This is a genomic window from Echinicola jeungdonensis, from assembly GCF_030409905.1.
GTDB lineage: Bacteria > Bacteroidota > Bacteroidia > Cytophagales > Cyclobacteriaceae > Echinicola > Echinicola jeungdonensis.
Genome location: NZ_JAUFQT010000002.1, coordinates 720,960 through 739,929 on the forward strand (window position 1 = coordinate 720,960; position 18,970 = coordinate 739,929).

15 protein-coding genes and 2 tRNA genes are annotated in these 18,970 nt (G+C 37.1%); 3 read left to right on the forward strand and 14 right to left on the reverse strand.

Going from position 1 to position 18,970, the window contains the following annotated elements:
* Positions 1-15: 15 nt before the first annotated feature.
* From QWY93_RS16290 to msrA, 3 genes are read right to left on the reverse strand one after another with little or no spacing between them, the layout of a single operon-like run.
* On the reverse strand, positions 16-3,000 hold the full coding sequence (locus QWY93_RS16290; protein ID WP_290249482.1) for a tetratricopeptide repeat protein: 2,985 nt from the start codon (positions 2,998-3,000) through the stop codon (positions 16-18).
* A 15-nt stretch (positions 3,001-3,015) separates the two neighbouring features.
* Positions 3,016-4,044 carry a DNA polymerase III subunit delta gene (gene holA, locus QWY93_RS16295; protein ID WP_290249483.1) on the reverse strand — a complete coding sequence of 343 codons (1,029 nt, stop codon included), beginning with the start codon at positions 4,042-4,044 and terminating at the stop codon, positions 3,016-3,018.
* A gap of 60 nt (positions 4,045-4,104) precedes the next feature.
* Entirely contained in the window at positions 4,105-4,758 is a 654-nt protein-coding gene (msrA, locus tag QWY93_RS16300; RefSeq protein WP_290249484.1) for a peptide-methionine (S)-S-oxide reductase MsrA, read from the reverse strand.
* 107 nt (positions 4,759-4,865) lie between these two features.
* On the opposite strand from msrA, the gene QWY93_RS16305 reads away from it, so the two are divergent.
* Positions 4,866-5,594, forward strand: coding sequence for a tetratricopeptide repeat protein (locus QWY93_RS16305; RefSeq protein WP_290249485.1), 729 nt, complete (start codon positions 4,866-4,868; stop codon positions 5,592-5,594).
* Here the strand turns inward: QWY93_RS16305 and QWY93_RS16310 are convergent, their stop codons facing one another.
* Genes QWY93_RS16310 through QWY93_RS16320 form a run of 3 tightly spaced genes read right to left on the reverse strand, consistent with a single transcriptional unit; the run spans position 5,595 to position 7,974 of the window.
* The gene (locus QWY93_RS16310) at positions 5,595-6,428 is read right to left on the reverse strand and encodes a universal stress protein (RefSeq protein ID WP_290249486.1); all 834 of its coding nucleotides are present in this window, start codon (positions 6,426-6,428) and stop codon (positions 5,595-5,597) included. It lies immediately after the preceding gene.
* 17 nt (positions 6,429-6,445) lie between these two features.
* Entirely contained in the window at positions 6,446-7,366 is a 921-nt protein-coding gene (locus tag QWY93_RS16315) for a 2-hydroxyacid dehydrogenase (RefSeq protein ID WP_290249487.1), read from the reverse strand.
* Positions 7,366-7,974 carry a DNA-3-methyladenine glycosylase gene (locus QWY93_RS16320; protein WP_290249488.1) on the reverse strand — a complete coding sequence of 203 codons (609 nt, stop codon included), beginning with the start codon at positions 7,972-7,974 and terminating at the stop codon, positions 7,366-7,368. Before QWY93_RS16320 ends, QWY93_RS16315 begins: the two co-directional genes overlap by 1 nt.
* 121 nt (positions 7,975-8,095) lie before the next feature.
* Here QWY93_RS16320 and QWY93_RS16325 point away from each other — a divergent pair, with 121 nt between their 5' ends.
* Positions 8,096-8,920 carry a DUF2911 domain-containing protein gene (locus QWY93_RS16325; RefSeq protein WP_290249489.1) on the forward strand — a complete coding sequence of 275 codons (825 nt, stop codon included), beginning with the start codon at positions 8,096-8,098 and terminating at the stop codon, positions 8,918-8,920.
* 20 nt (positions 8,921-8,940) lie between these two features.
* On the opposite strand, the gene QWY93_RS16330 is transcribed toward QWY93_RS16325, so the two are convergent.
* From QWY93_RS16330 to QWY93_RS16355, 6 genes are all read right to left on the reverse strand, one after another.
* Positions 8,941-10,641 (reverse strand): sodium:solute symporter family protein, encoded by a 1,701-nt coding sequence (locus QWY93_RS16330; protein ID WP_290249490.1) that lies wholly within the window; start codon positions 10,639-10,641, stop codon positions 8,941-8,943.
* Positions 10,642-10,734: 93 nt separating this feature from the next.
* Positions 10,735-13,212, reverse strand: coding sequence for a PIG-L family deacetylase (locus tag QWY93_RS16335; protein ID WP_290249491.1), 2,478 nt, complete (start codon positions 13,210-13,212; stop codon positions 10,735-10,737).
* 284 nt (positions 13,213-13,496) lie between these two features.
* Positions 13,497-13,569, reverse strand: a tRNA-Thr gene (locus tag QWY93_RS16340).
* A 118-nt stretch (positions 13,570-13,687) separates the two neighbouring features.
* Positions 13,688-13,760, reverse strand: a tRNA-Thr gene (locus QWY93_RS16345).
* Between the two features lie 158 nt (positions 13,761-13,918).
* On the reverse strand, positions 13,919-15,775 hold the full coding sequence (locus tag QWY93_RS16350; protein WP_290249492.1) for a DUF349 domain-containing protein: 1,857 nt from the start codon (positions 15,773-15,775) through the stop codon (positions 13,919-13,921).
* A 61-nt stretch (positions 15,776-15,836) separates the two neighbouring features.
* Entirely contained in the window at positions 15,837-16,406 is a 570-nt protein-coding gene (locus tag QWY93_RS16355) for a YqgE/AlgH family protein (RefSeq protein ID WP_290249493.1), read from the reverse strand.
* Between the two features lie 71 nt (positions 16,407-16,477).
* Here QWY93_RS16355 and pdxH point away from each other — a divergent pair, with 71 nt between their 5' ends.
* Positions 16,478-17,137, forward strand: coding sequence for a pyridoxamine 5'-phosphate oxidase (pdxH, locus tag QWY93_RS16360; RefSeq protein ID WP_353959660.1), 660 nt, complete (start codon positions 16,478-16,480; stop codon positions 17,135-17,137).
* A 29-nt stretch (positions 17,138-17,166) separates the two neighbouring features.
* On the opposite strand, the gene bshB1 is transcribed toward pdxH, so the two are convergent.
* Positions 17,167-17,883: a bacillithiol biosynthesis deacetylase BshB1 gene (gene bshB1 / locus QWY93_RS16365; protein WP_290249494.1), complete on the reverse strand. Its 717-nt coding sequence runs from the start codon at positions 17,881-17,883 to the stop codon at positions 17,167-17,169.
* A 52-nt stretch (positions 17,884-17,935) separates the two neighbouring features.
* A complete protein-coding gene (locus QWY93_RS16370) occupies positions 17,936-18,970 on the reverse strand; it encodes a M23 family metallopeptidase (protein ID WP_290249495.1) in 1,035 nt (344 codons plus the stop codon).

Sequence of the window (18,970 nt, forward strand, 5' to 3'; positions counted from 1 at the left end):
GCTTTTACAAAATCCTTATATGGATTCCAGTACTTTTTGAGCTTCTTCTACTACTTCTTGGTTTTCTGAATTTTCAATAATAGATTCCAAAGTGGCTTTGGCCTGGAAGTTTTCCTTTAATTCCAGGTAATTTTTCCCCAAGAGAATAAAACACCTTCCGTACCAATAGTCGTGAACTGCATAACGGTCAGAAAAATCAAAAATGGTTTCATTGGACTGCTTATAGTTGCCACTTTCGTGGAAGGTTTTGGCCAATAGGTATAATCCTTCTGCCCCTTCAACAGATTCACTTTGATTGAGCAGCGCCATCAATTCATCTTGGGCTTTTGTAGTTTCCCCTTTCTCCAAAAAGGATTTTGCCTTCACCAAGTATCCCTTGGAGGTGGCATTGGCTGTAATATCCCCCATTTGGATTACCTTATCAGCAAAATAAATAGCACTATCAAATCTACCTATTTGATAATAGGATTCCATCAGGCCATTAAAAGCTTCAAACTCTTCGATCCTGTCTCTTGCATTTTTGGAACTACTCAAATAGTAGGGAACAGCTTTAAGGTAATTTTTATTTTTAAATTCCAGTTCAGCTATTTTGCTGATAGCTTTAGCTTTTTGGCTGGAAGCACCTTTGTCTTCCAATTCATAAAAAGCCTCCAAAGCTTTATCATATTGCTCCAAACGATAATATGCATCCCCAATGAAATATTGCGCCTCTTGATTATGGCTTGAATTGGGATAACTTTTCAAATAACCTTTAAATGCTTTAATGGCTTCCTGATAAGATTGACTGAAAAATAAATTTTTTGCAGCCTCATATTCTATGTTTTGCAGACTTTCATTTCCCGGGTTGGCATTTTTATATGATGCCAAATATTCGGAAAATTCCCCTGACCTACCTTCCAAAGACAAGGCCTCCTGTAAACCTACCAATGCAGCATCTACATTTTCCGCATTTGGATAACTATCCAGGATTTTTTTGTAATCCGAAATGGTGCTCTTGTAATTTTGTAAAGAGTAATTAGCAATTGCCCTACTTTCCAAAGCATAAGGAACATAAGGGCTATTTGGCCTTTCCTGAATTAATAGGCTAAACCCTTCCCTGGCTTTGGAATAATCGGATTCTTCCATATTGATTTGGGCTTTTTTGAATATCACATCATCCCGGTATGGACTATTGGGAAATCCATCAATCACTTGGTCCAGCTGGGCAATAGCCTCCTGGTTTCTATTTTGGAAATTTAGGGCAACACCTGCCATGTAATGAGCATAATCAGAAAAACTTCTCCTAAGCTGGATGGCATTTCGGTACGCCTGCAATGCATTTTCAAACTTCTTCTGGACATAATAACTGTCCCCTAAACGTATCAATGCATCCTCATAATGAGCTTGTTCCCTCGCCCCTCGGAGTTTATCAGTATAAGCTTTAAATTGGGTTGCAGCTTTGTGGTATTGCTGGGTATTAAAATAAGCATACCCCAAACCATAATGAGTTTTCAACAATGTTTCTGGCTCAGCTCTTGTCCCCATCTGGACCACTTGTTCATAAGACCTAATAGCTGGATTGGGATTTTCATCTGCCATATAAGTCTCTCCTTTCCAAAAATGTGCCTGGGAAACAATATCTTGGTCAATTGGATAGGAAAGGGATTTATCAAAATAAATGATTGCCTCTTTATACCTTTTGTTTCTGAAATATGTTATCCCCTGATAAAAGCTTACTTTTTGGTAAGCAGCTTTTATCCGATTGGATTTTTGGCCCATTTGCTCAATATGCTGAATGGCCCGCAAATAATTATTAGTATTGATCAGAGCATCACTCAGAAGGTTTTCCACTTGCTGAACCTGGGCTCCCTGGGGAAATCTATCCAAATAAGTGTCAAGGGCGTTTACTGCTTCCTTGAAACTTCCTTTTTCCAAATTGATTTTCGCAAAATTATAAAGGGCTTCAGATTTAATTTCAGGATCAAAATCCCCTTTGTAGGCAGTATTGAAACTGGTTAGGGCAAACTGATCATTATTCAATTTTAAATAGGAATGACCTAGATAATAACTTGACACTTGACCTAAACGATCTTTTTCCAATGCAACCTCTTTAAAATAGTTGGTAGCTTTTTGAGGATTATCAACCTTAAATTGTGCTACCCCTGCTTTGTATTTCTGCTCCCTGCTTAGGTTTCCATTTCCACTTTTCGAAGATGCATCATAGTAGTTAGCCGCTTGGGTAAAATCCCTTTTTTCAAAATAAGCCTCTGCAAGTAGCAGATATATTTCCTCTTTCTGGTCGAGGGCAGATCTGGATTTTAAAATAGGGGTTACATATTGAATTAATTCCTCATATTGTTGTTGGCGATAATAGGCTTCGCTCAGCATATATGGGACTTTTGATTGGTAGGAAGGATACCTGTCCGCCTGTTTGAAATCCTGAATTGCGATCTGGTAATTTTCAAGTTTCAACGCAGAGAAACCGGAATAATAATAACCATCGGCTATTAAAGGACTTGGGATCTTTTTTACCGGATCAAAATATCTTCGGGCATTGGTATAGTCTCCAAGCTTAAAATAGGCATACCCCATTTTAAACCAAAGTTCAGCCTTTTGCTCTGCCAAAGCTACATTGGTATTGAACTGTCCATAATGTTTAAGCGCTGTCTTGTAATGCCTTTGGTCAAAATAATAATCACCTAATAAGAGACTTGCCTGATTGGATTTAGGATCATCAGGGTAATTTACCCTAATTTTTTCCATTAAACCCGGCCCATCGGGGTTTTCTATTCGGAGTGCAGCAAGGGCATGGTAAAAATCAACTTCTACCCTTTGAGAGGGTGAAAGGTCTTTTTCCTTTAAATATTCAAACTCATATTTGGCAGCACTGTATTGGTTTTTATGGAAAAGCTCATAAGCCTCGTCTATATCCTTTTCAATGGCTGTTTGGTATAAGCCTGATTGAGCATTTACCTGCAAAAAGCCGCTGAGGGTAAAAATCAAAAGAAATATTTTTTTCATTTTCAGAAAATCCAATTAATGCATCAATTTAAATATGAGTTCTTTAAGGATTTCAGATTCAACCATACCGGTGGTACCTACACCCTTAGAACGAAGGTCTGCTTCCTTTATGTATGTGATGTTCTCAATAACCTTGCCTAAAGAGTAATTTTTGGAGGCAATCATGTATTCCTTTACAAAATAAGGATTGACCTTTAGTTTGGTTGCCAATTCCCTTTCTGGAAAATTCCTATTTTCAGGATCATGAATCAAAAGCAATCGTGAAAAATGTAAATAAATCAATGCAATAATGGGGATCAGAGGATTGCTTTTTGGGTTTTGGCTAAAATAATTTATAATCCGGTTAGCCTTCAGCACATCCCTATAACTCAAAGCCTTAGTCAATTCAAAATTATTGTAATCTTTATTGATGCCAATATATTGCTGGATATGGTCACTGTTTATTTGGGTTGGCTCTGAGAAATTGATCAGCATTTTATCAATTTCATTAGTAAGGACTTCCAGATTATTCCCAATTGATTCGGTAATAATTTGGCTGGCTTTAGGATCAATGGTAAATTTTTTGCTTTTTATGTAGGCATCCACCCAGGGAGATAGTTTATATTCCGGCACTTTGGCAGACTTGACCAAAATAGCTTTTTTATCCAGTTCCTTCGCCAGCGCTTTTCTTCCATCCAAGACCTTATATTTATGGGAAAAAACCAATATGGTGCTTGGGAGTGGGTTTTTTATATAATTAATCAATAAGTTGTCCCCTGCTTCTTTTCCCAGATCTGGAATGTTTTGGGCTTCCTTAACAATAACCACTTGCCGATCAGCCATCATTGGAAACCTGCGGGCATTGGTTAGGACCGTGTTCATGTTTGACTCCTTCCCATACATGATGATTTGGTTAAAACCTTTTTCATGCTCTGGAATGGCATGCTCTTCAATATAACCTGTAATCAGATCTATAAAATATGGTTCATCACCCTGCAAAAAGTAAACAGGGGCATATTTCCCACTTTTCAAATCCTTAAGGACAGTTTCCGGTTGGTTTGCCATAACTTGTTAATTCAGCCCAAATATAGAAAGAAATGGTTTTTTTGGAATAAGATACCGGTGTTATTCCTCTTTCAGCAAATGGGAAAATTTTTGGGCTACCTTTTCTATTTTTGGCTTGGAAACGCTTATTATATATGGATTGTCTGGGTGATGCTTTTCATAATCCTGGTGATAATCCTCAGCCACCCAAAATTTCGAATATGGCACTAATTGGGTTACAATTTTTTTTGGAAACCGACCACTGTCATTGAGTTTCCTGATCTTATCTTGGGCCAATTTCTGTTGGTTTTCATCGTGATAAAATATCACAGACCGATACTGTTTTCCAACATCGGGCCCTTGCCGGTTCAGTTGAGTAGGATCATGGGCGGTGAAAAATATGTCTAACAAGGTTCCATAATTAATTACCTGAGGATCATAATAAATTTCAACAGTTTCTGCATGGCCAGTAAGACCTTGGCTGACTTGTTTATAGGTTGGAGAACTTTCTTTTCCTCCAGCATACCCAGAAACAGCTTCCTTCACTCCTTTTATTTGTTCAAAAGAAGCTTCCACACACCAAAAACATCCTCCAGCAAAAGTAGCTGTATCCAATTGACTATAATTCAATTTTGGTTTTTGATAGGTGGATTGGTTATTCTTTCCCTGTCCGTTACAGGCGGATACTAGAGTTAAGGAAACTAATAACAGCAATATGTGTTTAAATAAAATCATAACCTGGTTTTTGAATAGCTTACTGGATTAAACTATATCTCCTGGTATAGGGTTTAAAAATTAGGCATTAAGTTATTAATTTTGACGAGCAATTAAACAACAATAAAGTGAGTAATTTACAAACAGGCATTTCCTATTATAAAGAAGGTAAGTTTGAGGAGGCATTAACGGTATTCAATGAATTAATGGAACAAAGCCCAAAGGAGCCGGCCCATTTATTATACCGTGGTAGAATTCTTTCCCGTTTGGGAAGATTGGAAAATGCCTTAAGCGATTTTGATCAATTGGCTTTATTGGATGCATATAATCCTGATTTTATCAGTGACAGGGCAGTTGTCCTTCATTTGTTGAAACGGAATGAGGAAGCATTGTCGGAAATGGGCAGGGCCCTAAACCTGGACCCACAAAACCCCTACAGATATTCCAGCAGGGCCTTTTTAAAAGACCGCATTGGAGACCTGAAAGGAGCAATTGAGGACTATGAAAAGGCCATTGAACTGGATCCCGAGGATGCCGTTGCTTATAATAATAAAGGAATTGTTGAAGAAAAATTAGGCTACAAAGAAAGATCCCAAAACAGCTACCATACAGCAGATAAATTGGTTGGAGGTGAAAAATCCCAAGGTGACAGCACACCACCTGAACCTCAAAAAAAGCAATATTCAGACTTTAATAAATCAATCTCTGGCGAGGAAAAAATGGAACCTATTCCTGATTCCGGTCAAAAAAAGGTTTCTTTCTCTGACTACATGCAAGTAATAAAAAAGGTGTTTTCAGACAAAGGTACCTGGAATGAATTTATTTCCTTTATATGGTCAAAATTTAAAAGAAGTTAATCAAATGCTCTTGATTACCCACAATGGTTTGTTAATAAAATAAGACATCTTTTTGGATAAATTTTTGGTAAAAAGCTGGTCAAACCAGCTTTTTTTCTTGCTTAAAGTTACTAAAATGTCACCTTTAGCAGTAATCAGGTAATTTTCAAGGCCTAAGCCCGGTTCATCCCGGTAAGTTTTAAGTACATAACTTACTTTTTCATAACGGATAAAGGGTTTTATCTCTGAAATCATTGTTTGGTGCAATGCCTTATCAATAATTTTATTTTTGGTACCCACGTGGACAATATCAATTTCACTATCAAAAAATTCAGCCATCTCCACTACTTTTTGTATGGCCAATTTATCCTCTTCCAGGTAATCGGTCGCATAAACAAATTTTCTCGGGGTTTTGAAAAAAACCTTACGGGGAACAATCATTACATCCTGCAGGGCTTCATCAATCACTTTACTGGACCTGGAACCAATGAAATTATGCTTGATATCATTAACCCCTTCTGTTCCCATAATTATTAAATCCACCTTGTTTTCATTGGCAAAGGTAATAATGGTTTGAACGGTTTTACCTTCCAATAATATCCCTTTACAAGAGTTTAGCCCTTTTCCACAACTCTCCCGTTCTACTTCTTCAACCAAATTATCCATTTTTTTCTTTGCAAATGATAAAAGATCCATTCCAGGTTGACGAAATAATTTTTTGTAATCATCCTTATCTGGGACATGAAAAAGTATCAGGTCTGCCTGGTATTGTTCCCCAATTTTAGCAGCATATTCAATGGCATTTAAAGAACATTCAGAAAAGTCAGTTGGGCAAAGTATTGTAAAAGTTTTCATTTCAGTAAAATTTTGGTTCAATAACCTTTTGATTTATTAATTACATTCAACAGTGGTTTTCCTTCAATCAAATTGTAATAGTTGGTTATTACTTGAGGGACAGCCGCTCCCGGATTTGTAATACTGGCAATATGCGGGGTAATTGTAATTTTCGGATTTTCCCAAAATGGATGTTCTTTGGGTAAGGGCTCATTACAAAAAACATCCAATAAAGCTCCAGAGATATACCCCTTTTCAATAGCCACAGGTAAGTCTTTCTCAACCAAATGACTTCCCCTTGCAACATTGATCAGGTAAGTACCTTTTTTACATTTTTCAAAAAGAGATTGATTTAAAAACCCTTTGGTCTTTGGGGTAAGGGGTAAAAGGCAAATCAGGACATTCACTTGTTGAAGAAACTCCTCCAATTGATTCCCATAATAATAGAGGTGCCTAAAATTTTCCTTAGGGCTATTTCCATACCCAATAACCTCGAATCCCATAAAAGCCAATTTGTCCAAAACATCACCTCCAAGCTCTCCAACGCCCAAAACTCCTACTCTTATGGGGATTTCAGGATTGGACATATCCCATTTTTTAAGATTTTGATCTTTTTGGTAACGTTCTATTTGCCTGTGAAAATTAAGCACTCCCATGACCACATAATTAGTCATGGAAAAAGTCAATTTAGGATCAACAATTCTAGTAATAGGAATATTTTCTGGTATATGGGGATCCCCCAGGATATGATCCACTCCTGCCCCCATAGAACAAACCAATTCCAAATTGGAAAATCTTTCAAGAGACCCAATTGGATGTTGCCATACCATCGCCACTTTTACTTCTTCGGGACGGTCAACATTTGGATAAATTTGAAGGGGAATATCTGGGGCATCTTTTTCAAGAATTTTGACCCAAGGTAATACATCCCTTTTTGGTGAAACAATAGCTAAACTCATTATTTTTTACTGATAAATGGACTGTTTTTAATATAAAATCTCCAAGGAAGCAAAGCATCATTTCCTGCATAATCCACACCTACTCTGGTAGTACTTACCATCTCAAAATTTGAATTTTGGGGAATATTCCCTAGCCAAATAGGAGATTCCTTTTCATAAAGGACAGTATCGTTATTGAAAGTCGAAATCCCTAAAGCTTGGGAAACCTTGCCAGGGCCATTGGTCAATTGATACAAGCCATTTTGATTTCTCCTTTTTTTCATCGTTTCTAAACCTTCTAAAGGTTCCACTGCCCTGACCAAAACAGCTTTTGCCATCCCCTCTTTTTCGGTTACAATATTAAAAAGGTGGTGAATACCATAACACAGGTAAACATAACTCCTCCCCCCTTCCTTAAACATTACCTCGGTCCTTCGGGTCATTTTATCAGGATAAGCATGGCAAGCTTTATCTACCGCTCCATCGTAGGCTTCGGTTTCAACTATCCTTGCCATGGTCATTTTCCCATCCATTTGGGTCACCAAAACTTTGCCCAAAAGGTCCATAGAGATTTCAACCACATTTCTATTTAAAAAAAATTCTTTTGGAAGAATTTTAATATCTTTCATGGTTTTATTTGCGTTATCATAATATCAAAAATATTAGTAAATAGAAAAAAATATTATAAAAACTATTAAAAATTAAACTTATTACATTACATCCATGAACTTTAATTTAAAAGTCCTGATTATGCTAGGTTTATTTTGTTCCTTCTTTCGAGCAAATGGCCAGCAATTACAAATCCCACAAGCCAGTCCTTCAGCAAGTTTGAGCCAAAAGATTGGATTAACAGATGTTAGGGTGGATTACTGTAGGCCAAGTGTCAAGGGCCGGAAAATATTTGGAACCCTTGTTCCCTACGGTACAGTCTGGAGAACTGGGGCAAATGCTGCCACCAAAATATCATTTTCAAATGAGGTAACTATTGAAGGCCATAAGGTGAAAAAAGGGACTTATGCTCTTTATACTATACCCAACAAAAAGCAATGGACAATTATTCTTTCAAATAATACAGAGCTTTGGGGTGCCATTGGCTACCAGAAAAAAGATGATGCCCTAAGATTTACTGTTGATTCCGATAAATTAAAACCAAAGTATGAAACATTGGAAATAAGTTTTGGCGACCTTTCTGACACAGGAGCTTCCCTATCCCTAAAATGGGAAAAAACTGAAGTCCAATTCCGAATTGAAACCGAAGTGGATTCCATTGTAATGAACCAAATCGAAGATTTGGTAATCAATCCTGAGGAAGTTTCACCAGGCTTATACTACCAGGCAGCCTATTATTATTTTACAAAAGATAAGGATATGAAACTAGCCCTTGAATGGATCAAAAAATCCGTTGAAAATGATTCAAAATACTGGACTGAACATCTTAAAGCCAAAATTGAAGATAAGTTAGGGTTAAAGAATGAAGCAATAAAAAGTGCAAGCAAATCAAAAGAGTTGGCAATGGAGGCTAAAAACCTGGATTATGTAGGGTTGAACGATAGGCTGATTAAATCAATAAAATAAAAGGCGGGTAATCTCCGCCTTTATTTTCTTACTTTTTGGATAATAATTGACAATACCAATACAAGAAGGCATCCAATAGCATTATACCATAAAAAACCTATATCCACTTGGATGCCCCAAAGCTCTTTTCCATTTTTCCAATGAATTGCCAGCACGGTAGCTTCTGCGATCAAGGCGGCTATGAATACGGCATCCCCCTTCACCTTCTTAAGATAAAATCCCACCAAAAACATCCCTAAAATAGTTCCATAAAATAATGAACCCAGCAAATTAACTGCTTGAATCAAATTTTCAAATAAGGTGGCATAAGTGGCAAATAAGATGGCAAAAACACCCCAAAGGGCGGTGAACCACTTGGAAGAAATCAAATAATGATTTGGGCTCCTGTTTTTTCTTAGAGACCTTTTGTATATATCCATTGTCGTGGTGCTGCCAAGGGCATTTAATTCCGAAGCTGTGGAGGACATGGCTGCACTAAATATTACTGCAAAAAGCAATCCTACTACACCCTTAGGTAAATAATCCATCACAAATCGCATAAAAACATAATCTGTATCCCTCGTTTCTGCTTGTGGATTATTTTGTTTGATTAAAGATTTTACTGATTCCCTTATTTTTTCCTGTTCCCTGGATTTTCGTTGAATATTTTGTTGAATTTGACTTAAATCGGCATTTTCTCCATTGCCAATGACCTCCAGCATGGACTTGATATCTTTATTTTTTTCTACAAAAACCTGTGAATATTCTTGTTTCAAGTCTTCAAATTCTCCATTCCATTGGCTTTGTTCGAGGTTTTCTGTTTGAACCTTATTAAAAATAACAGGGGGTTGATAAAACTGATAAAAAACAAAAACCATTACCCCAATAAACAAAATAACAAACTGCATGGGGACTTTTAAAAAACCATTCATGATCAAGCCCATCCTACTTTCCCTGAGGGATTTTCCGTTCAAATACCGTTGAACTTGAGATTGATCAGTGCCAAAATAGGACAAAAACAAAAACAAAGCTCCTGTCATGCCTGACCAGAAATTATATCTATCTGCAAGATCAAAATTAAAATTCACCACATTAAGCCTACCCATTTTTCCAGCCACATGTAGCGCCTCAGTAAATTGAATCGGCAACAAATAAACCACAAAAACACCTGCCAAAATCATCCCCCCCATCATGACTGCCATTTGCTGCTTTTGAGTTATAGAAACAGCCTTGGTACCTCCTGATACAGTATAAATGATAACCAATATCCCAATAAATACATTGGTAAAGGTCAAGTTCCAATCCAATAAGGTGGATAGAATAATGGATGGTGCATATATGGTAATCCCAGCTGCTAGCCCCCTTTGAATTAAGAACAACAAAGCCGACAAGGTCCTGGTTTTGAGGTCAAACCGGGATTCCAAGTATTCATACGCAGTATATAATTTTAGTTTATAATAAATAGGAATAAAGGTGATGGATAGGATTATCATTGCCAGGGGAAGACCAAAATAAAATTGGATAAACCTCATACCATCTTGATATGCTTGTCCTGGGGTACTCAAAAAAGTGATGGCAGAAGCTTGGGTAGCCATAATGGATAGCCCAATAGTCCACCAATTCATATCATTTCCTCCCCTTAGGTACCCTTCTATATCCTTGGGACCATAGGTTTTATACACCCCATAGGCAACTATCAATAATATGGTCCCGAATAATACTATCCAATCCAGTGAACTCATGAAAAATATCTAGTCATTGCGTAAAATAAAATAATCAACGTGGCCAGTACCATGAGGAGGGTAAAATAAATTTTATTCCAGTTTGCCTGAGGTTCATTCATTTCCTTGCTCGATCAGGTTAACAAAAAGTTTGATGGCGCCGGGAACTCCTGCAGGAAGTAACCTAAACCAAGAAATACTAGAATAGGTGTAGGTCCCACTCCCATAATTAGCTAATAGCAAACTACCTTGGGTGGGATTTTCACCTGGATCATTCATGGTAATTGGAGTGACATATCTATCATCCCACTGGTCAGGAAAATAAAGTCCCCGCTCCTGATTCCAATTATTAAAATCCTCCATAACTATTTTATTAGGATATTGAAGAACCTTATGGACATCAAAGTCAACTTTTACAGGTGAATCTTCTACCGCTACTCTATTGCGGGAAATTGAAAAAGAAAATGGTCCCGGGGATTCACGCATTAGAGAAGCTGTCGTATTGTATTGAACAATTAAATTACCTCCATCTTCCACATATTGCATCAATTCTTCAAAACTTTGGTTTAAGCTTTTATTGACATTAAAAGCACGAATTCCAACAATTATGGTAGAATAATCCTTGAACTTATCTAAGGTTAAACTCCCTTCTTCCAAAATGGTAACATCATATCCTAAATTGGCAAGGACTTCAGGAACATCATCCCCTGCACCTTTGATATAACCTATCTTCTGCTCAGAAATCCTCAAATTCAACTTGATCAGGTCAAACTGGGTATATGGAAACCATGTTAATTTCGGAATGTGGTTATGGGTAATGTAATCAATCCCTTTATCATATATTTTTCCCTCTTCTGTTTTAAACTGAACATTTACCTTGGTTTTTCCAAGTGGAGTACTGCCGTTTACCTTTAAAAGAAAAGTTGACACCCCCTTTTCGGGGCTCTTTTTTTCCTCCAGAATTTGATAGGCATCAGGATTCAGACCGTCCAAAATCAATTCGCCATTTTTAATACCGTTGGCAAAACTCACTTCAATTTTAACGGTCTTTGGTTCATTATTAAGTAAGTAAACCTGTTCTTGATCCACATTAACGGTTACCTCAGGGATAATGGTAAAAGTTTGATTGACTTCCCCTTTTACTGGATCGTTGTATTTATATTGTAAAGGAACATTAATTTCAAATTCACAATTATCTATTTCAATATATAATTTCCCTGAAATGCTTGGGTCATTAAATGGTTTTCCAATTTCTTTTTGATTTTCAATTTGGTAAAGATTATTTACTGGGGGAGATTTTAGCCAATAAGGTTGGGAAATTGGAAAAGAATTCGGGATGGTAATATCAAAGCTTTTTTGTTTCACCTCGTTGTCCCTGACTTTTCCCTCCAATGGAATTTTATTTTGGAGTACTTGAAAAGAAGATAATTGCAAAGGCTTTCCAGAGGGATTATTCACTAATAATGTAGTTTCCACCTCTTGACCTTGAAATGATTTTTCTTTATTGGCCAAATATTCAATTTGGACACCCAAGGATTTTAGGATGATATCTTCAAGAGACTTCTCTTTTTCCTTTAGCCATATGGGTTTATCCTTGACCTTTTTCATATGGTTTTTGATATTCAATAAAAAGGAAATATTCTTTGAAGGATTTTTAAAATCATATTCTTTCAACGCAATTTTAATGGCATTTTCAATGGTCTCTCCCCCTTCAATTTTTGACCATTTATTCGGAATACCTTCAAAAGGGTTTTCATTAAAATTTGCCCCATCAATTAATTCAATATAATCTTTGTTATCCCCTAAAGAAGCCGTGGATCCAAACCCTTGGGACTTATGCATTGTTCTGCTTTCGGCTGCTATTTGAGCATATGTGGTGCCCAGGATGGGATTATACTCCCCAACCGTAAATGCATAAGATTTTTTATCTGGGTCGGGCTGATATGGCCTTCCCCAATGGTAGGCATTCCAAAAGATCCTTTTTGCTTTCCAGGTGTTTACATATTGGAGCTGCTCGGGAAAGGCAGCGGGATCTGCTGCTTTGTCAAATGCTTCTGTGGAAAGGATGGCAGATGTAGTATGGTGACCATGGTTAAATCCCGGGGTAGTATTGAACCTGTTGATAATAATATCGGGTTGAAAATTCCGGATAATCCAAACCACATCTGAAAGCAATTTTTCCTTATCCCAATTATTTAAAGTTTCATCTGGATTTTTGCTGTACCCAAAATCAATAGCACGTGTGAAAAATTGCCTCCCACCATCAATTTCTCTTGCTTTTAACAGTTCCTGGGTTCTGATCATCCCCAGACCTATGCCAAGCTCTTTCCCTATCAAATTCTGACCACCATCACCACGGGTCAAGGAAAGGTATGCCACTTCTCCATGTGTTTTATTGGCTAAATAGGCTATCAATCTTGTATTCTCATCATCCGGATGAGCTGCAATGTAAAGCACCCTATGGGTGGCTTTTAACCTTAACAATTCATGATAAATTTTTGAGGAAGGGACTAACTCAGGGCTTTTGGAAAATAAAGGGTTAATTGTCAAAAATGTCGCAATGACCAGAAATGAAGAATAAATATATTTCATAAAACCTGATTTAAATAAAATGCAAAACTAAATTAACCATTTCAAAAGATAAACCATTTTTTTACCAATGGGTTAATTATTGGATGATCAGCTATCGAAAGGGGCTAATAATCTATGTACAACGAAAAAAATCCCCCCAAGTTCCTTACCCTTCATAATTTCACCGTTCAATAAAAATCCTTCTAAAGGAGAAAAAAGGTACTTCACAAGCCATTAACTAGGTCAGAAAATATGAGGAAAAAAATATATCCATAAAAAAAGGGTAGCTTTTTACTACCCTTTTGAGCCTCCTGTCGGGATCGAACCAACGACCTACTGATTACAAGTCAGTTGCTCTACCAGCTGAGCTAAGGAGGCTTCTTTTTTTGTCCTATCATCCCTTTCCTGTCATCAGGGCATGTAGACTTCCTTAATCTAAAATCCTAGATAAGTTATTTAATTTTCTATAATTTCCTGATCTTTTTCAGGTTAGTTGAGCCTCCTGTCGGGATCGAACCAACGACCTACTGATTACAAGTCAGTTGCTCTACCAGCTGAGCTAAGGAGGCTTTTTTTGTTTTACCCACCCAATAATCATTGGGATTAGGCGTCTTAAAGGATGCTATTCCCTTATTGCGAGGGCAAATATAGGGGGATCACTCATTCAACCCAAATGTATTTAGAAAAAAATTAGGGAGATTATTTTATCTCCCTAGCAATTAGAACCTTAAAATTCTCTTAATATGGATAATTTTTTCTTTAGCTTTTCAATTTCCTCTTCAGCCTTTTCAATTTTATGGTCAAACTGATCTTTCAATTTATCGGCAGTTCGAGAGGAGGCAAAAAACTCTAAGTTATTTTTCCATAGTGTAATATTATTTTCAAGGTCAGCAATTTGTTTCCGGATACCATGTTCTTTTTTGTTGAATACCCGGTCACTATTTGGATCCCCTTGAATTTTATTGAGGTTTAAACGGAAAAGGAACTCCTCTCGGTTTTCTCCATCAGTATCCATTTTATCAACACAAGCTTCTACGGCTTGATTGAATTTCCCTGCAATCTCCTTTATATTTTTCCTTGGGACAAAGCCTATTCCATTATACTCTCCAACCAATGCCTCAAGATTATCAACACTTAATTCATTAGAATCTGCAAGCTCATTGATCTTTTTACAGACTTCCTCCTTAAGGCTTAAATTCTTTTCAAACTCTTTGTTTATATCTTTATTGGCTTTCCTGCGATTATCGAAAAATATATCACAGGCAGTTTTAAACCTTTTATAAAGATCATCCCTGACTTTTTCAGGGGTTGGTCCTAGTTTTTTCCAATCTTGCTGTAATTTGATCAGACTATTGGCTGTATTTTGCCAATCTGTACTATCCTGATAGGATTCAGCAATTTTTATAAGTTCTTCGGCCTTTTCCTTATTGGTCTTTCTGATTTCGTCCAGTTCTTTAAAGAAAAGGTTTTTGTGGTGAAAAAATTGCTTAAACAAGCCCCAAAATGTTCTGTTAATTTCCTTTCCACATTCACGGGGTACAGGACCAATAGATTCCCATTCCTTTTGGATTTCCAGAATTTCTTTGGTCTTTGTATTCCAATCCTTAATCCGGTCTGCTTTAAAATCTTTAAAATCCCCAAGTTTGGCAATTAATGCTTCTTTTTTTACTTGGTTTTCCTTGAAAACCTCTTTTTGGCTTTCATAGTAGGCTTTTCTCTTGGCATAGATGGCATCAGAGGCGGCCTTAAATCTTTGCCAAATATTTTCTTGTTCCTCTCTGGGAACGGGCCCTATATGTTTGAATTCTTCATGGAGTTCATTGAGGGCTTTTATAGCACTTCTTAAGTCCTCTTCTTGGTCAAGGGCTTCTGCTTTTTCACAAAGCTCGATCTTTCCCTCCATATTTTTTTTCCGGTCCAGCTCCTTCAATTCAAAATAAATGCTTCTATTATCATAGAACCGGTCCATAAGGGCATTATAGGATGCCCATAAACTTTTATTTTGGGCAGCTGGAACAGGTCCAATCTGCTTCCATTGCTGCTGAATTTCTTTTATGGTGCTTATACTATGGGTAGTTTCCTCTCCATCAACCAATTCCCGGAGCTGTTCCAGGATTTGATTTTTAGCATAAAGATTTTTTTCCTTATCCTTTTCTAATTCTTTTATATGGTGAGATCTTTTCTCCTTAAAATCATGAAACAAAGCAAAAAAAGTACGGTCATCCTCACTTTGGCGGTACTCAAAATCATCCTTAGTTCCCCCATCCTCAATAAAGTTTTTTAAGGCTTCCTCTTTTTCTTTATTGTAATAGTCATCGTAATGTGACTTGATATCATTGGCAATGGGGTCGGCTTTGATATATTCATCTTTGGCTAACAGTTCCTTTAAAGCAACTATTAGTTCTTTTTTTGATAAGTGACTGAAATCCTGGTCATGTTCCTCCTCATCATGATTTTCATCTTCATGAGGGTGATCCTGATTTTCATTTTCCTTCTCCGCTTCGGATTGTTTACCAACAAAGTTATTTTCCATTACCTCGTCGGTCACCTTTTTGTCATCAGACATTTCTTTATTATTCTCCATAATCTATAAGTTATGAGTACTTTCTCCCAAATATGCTGTTAACAAAAGTAACAAATTTGATTTAATTTAATCTTGGGTCAATGGGATAATTTGCCAAAACCTGAAAGTCCCCTCCCATCTGTCTAAGAATCACCCTCCAAAGGTCATCTGGTGGGGATTCAAATATGGCATTAGAATCTATATTATCGCATAATATCCAAGTTTTTTCAGTTAGTTCATCCTCCAATTGTCCTTCTGACCAACCTGAATAGCCGATAAAAAAGCGGAAATTATTTAAATCAATTTTCCCAGCTTTATATTTAATCACCAACTCTTCAAAATTGCCCCCCCACCATAAATCAGTTCCCAATTGGATACTTCCTTCAATGGCTTCTTCACCTTTATATATAAAGTGAAGGGTGTTTTGTTCCACAGGACCACCAACATATACCTCCAAATCCAAAAATTCTAGATCTTCTAATAAATCATTGATTTTTAAAATGGAAAGCTTATTTAAGACCAATCCAAATGAACCATTTTCATTGTTTTCACAAAGCAGCACAACCGATCTTACAAAATTTTCATCCTGCAAAAAAGGCTCAGAAATAAGCAATTGGCCGGATTTAGGTTTCATATTCAAGTTGTTTGCCATGGAACATACTTTAAATAACTGAACTTTAATATAGATCAAAATTTCATAAATGCAATAACAATGGTATTTTTATGACCAATTACAAAATGCTATTTATGGATATTGCTGCGATAAGAACCGAGTATACTTTGAAGTCGCTTCGGGTAGAAGAAATTGAGGATTCTCCACTTAAACAATTTGACATTTGGCTCAAACAAGCCATTAAAGCTAAAGTTAATGAGCCTAGTGCTATGAACCTGGCAACAGTCAACCTTCAAAACCGGCCGACTTCAAGAATTTTGTTATTAAAAGGTTTGGATCACGGTTTTGTATTTTATACTAGTTACATAAGCCAAAAGGGAAAGGAATTGGAGCATAATCCATATGCAGCAATGACATTTTTCTGGCCAGAATTGGAGAGGCAGGTAAGAATAGAGGGAAATATTGTAAAAACCAGTAAGGAGGAATCCGAGAAGTATTTTTTATCCAGACCGCCAGGAAGCCAAATAGGGGCTTGGGTATCCCCCCAGAGTAAAATAATTCCAAACAGGGAATTCCTTGAATCTAAGGAAAAAGAAATGATTGATTACTTTAAAAATAACCCCATGGAAAAGCCCGATAATTGGGGAGGTTATCGACTAATCCCTGATAGGGTGGAATTTTGGCAGGGAAGACCCAACCGACTCCATGACCGGATTTTATATTTACTTACCAGTCCCGATCAATGGAAAAGAGTGAGGTTAGCTCCATAAAAATAAGTCAGGGTAGTAACCCTGACTTATTATTTTAGGTCAAACAAATTTTGTACACCCATCATTCTTTCCACCGTAAACCCTTCTCCGTATTTCACATTGATGCTATGGCCAAATTCTTGAGCCCTTGCTTTAATAAAATCAAAATATTCAGGACTACTTATAAAACTTTCAGGTTCTTTATTATTAGGGTCATAAAATTGTGAACTAAAAGCTTTAATACTTTCAATTTTGCTTGGCCAATAATCCGTAATATCAAAGACAAAGTCCGGTTTAATATAATTGTTTTGAATATAATGGTAAACAAATTTGGGCCGCCAAGCCTCCTGATTTTTTCCTTCCAAAGTAGTTTCAACCTTTCTAAGCCCACTAACAAAGCATGCGTGAGAGGCAAGGGACCCACCTTTTCCATGATCTGGATGCCGATCGGAGATAGCATTAGCCAGGACAATTTCAGGCTTATATTTTCGAATGATTTTAACTATTTCCAATTGATGTTCCTCATCATCTTTGAAAAACACATCCCTAAAACCTAAGTTTTCCCTTGCATGAAGCCCCAGCACCTTTTCAGCTTTGGAAGATTCCTGAAGTCGGATTTCAGGGGTCCCACGGGTTCCCATTTCTCCTTTTGTCAAGTCCAAAATGCCCACTTTATAACCTTGGTCAATATGGGCGGCTAGGGTTCCGGAACAAGATAATTCCGCATCATCTGGATGTGACGCGATGGTTAGAATATCTAATTTCATGTAAAATTTTATTTTTATCCCGCCTCACACTTCAAGGAAAACCCTGGGAGGTTCAACGGATTCTTAGTCTCTGCCCAACCCTTAAAATAGAACGGGAAGAGATATTATTTCTTCTAGTAATTTGAGATACAGTAGTCCCGTATCTCCTGGCGATAACACTTAGGTTTTCACCACTTCTTACTCGATGGTACACTGCCTGTTGCATTTTGATCACATGATCAAAACTGGAAGCAGTGATGGTATATACATTGCTTTTTAACCTTCCAATAGAAAAATCAAATAATTCGGTAGGATTGATAGATAACCCTTGATACCTCACTTCAAAATGCAAATGGGGCCCCGTGCTTCTTCCGGTACTACCTCCGTAGCCAATAACCTCTCCAGCTTTTATTTCCTGCCCCACTTCTACATTAAATTTAGAAAGGTGACCATATAGGGTTTCTAGTCCATTTTTATGTCTGATCACCACATAATACCCATACCCATAGCGGTCATAGGTCCTCATCCTGACAATCCCATCAAACACACTGTAAACAGGATCACCCCGATTTAGGTCAAGGTCAGTCCCGTGGTGCCAACGGTACCTTCTAAACCCAAATTCAGAGTTAATCTTGGTATCCTCTAATGGGGAGTGCCAGTTGGTACCAAAAAAAGAATCGTAAAGCTTTACCTGAATAGTATCTTTAAAATCCTTTGGGTTAAAATCATAGCTATTTATTCTTTGGCTATCCCAGGAGGAATAATGCTCAAACGCAGTTACCCAAATGCTATCTATTTGAATTTGTTCAGAAACCTGAACCAAATGATGGGTAGGTACCCATACAAGGGAAAGCGTATCCTCGCTTACCAAAGTCAACCGTCTTCTGAGGTCAACATGATCTTTATAAATTAATGAATCTGTCCCTTTCCTAAGATCCAACATGTACTCTTCAATATCAAAAAGAAGAAGCTTCCTGGAATCGGGGACTTTGATGGGATTTTTTTTGTCTTTTTTGATTATTCGTGGAAAAACCTGTGCATGAAGACTAGAAAGTCCCACACACAGGCTTAAACATATAATTAAACTAATAATATATTTTAAACTCAT

Coding starts and splice junctions, on each gene's coding strand:
- QWY93_RS16335 (WP_290249491.1), bottom strand. CDS start 13,212: ATGAAATATATTTATTCTTCATTTCTGGTCATTGCGACATTTTTGACA.
- holA (WP_290249483.1), bottom strand. CDS start 4,044: ATGGCAAACCAACCGGAAACTGTCCTTAAGGATTTGAAAAGTGGGAAA.
- QWY93_RS16310 (WP_290249486.1), bottom strand. CDS start 6,428: ATGAAAACTTTTACAATACTTTGCCCAACTGACTTTTCTGAATGTTCT.
- msrA (WP_290249484.1), bottom strand. CDS start 4,758: ATGATTTTATTTAAACACATATTGCTGTTATTAGTTTCCTTAACTCTA.
- QWY93_RS16290 (WP_290249482.1), bottom strand. CDS start 3,000: ATGAAAAAAATATTTCTTTTGATTTTTACCCTCAGCGGCTTTTTGCAG.
- QWY93_RS16330 (WP_290249490.1), bottom strand. CDS start 10,641: ATGAGTTCACTGGATTGGATAGTATTATTCGGGACCATATTATTGATA.
- QWY93_RS16320 (WP_290249488.1), bottom strand. CDS start 7,974: ATGAAAGATATTAAAATTCTTCCAAAAGAATTTTTTTTAAATAGAAAT.
- QWY93_RS16370 (WP_290249495.1), bottom strand. CDS start 18,970: ATGAGTTTAAAATATATTATTAGTTTAATTATATGTTTAAGCCTGTGT.
- QWY93_RS16350 (WP_290249492.1), bottom strand. CDS start 15,775: ATGGAGAATAATAAAGAAATGTCTGATGACAAAAAGGTGACCGACGAG.
- QWY93_RS16325 (WP_290249489.1), top strand. CDS start 8,096: ATGCTAGGTTTATTTTGTTCCTTCTTTCGAGCAAATGGCCAGCAATTA.
- QWY93_RS16355 (WP_290249493.1), bottom strand. CDS start 16,406: ATGGCAAACAACTTGAATATGAAACCTAAATCCGGCCAATTGCTTATT.
- pdxH (WP_353959660.1), top strand. CDS start 16,478: ATGACCAATTACAAAATGCTATTTATGGATATTGCTGCGATAAGAACC.
- bshB1 (WP_290249494.1), bottom strand. CDS start 17,883: ATGAAATTAGATATTCTAACCATCGCGTCACATCCAGATGATGCGGAA.
- QWY93_RS16315 (WP_290249487.1), bottom strand. CDS start 7,366: ATGAGTTTAGCTATTGTTTCACCAAAAAGGGATGTATTACCTTGGGTC.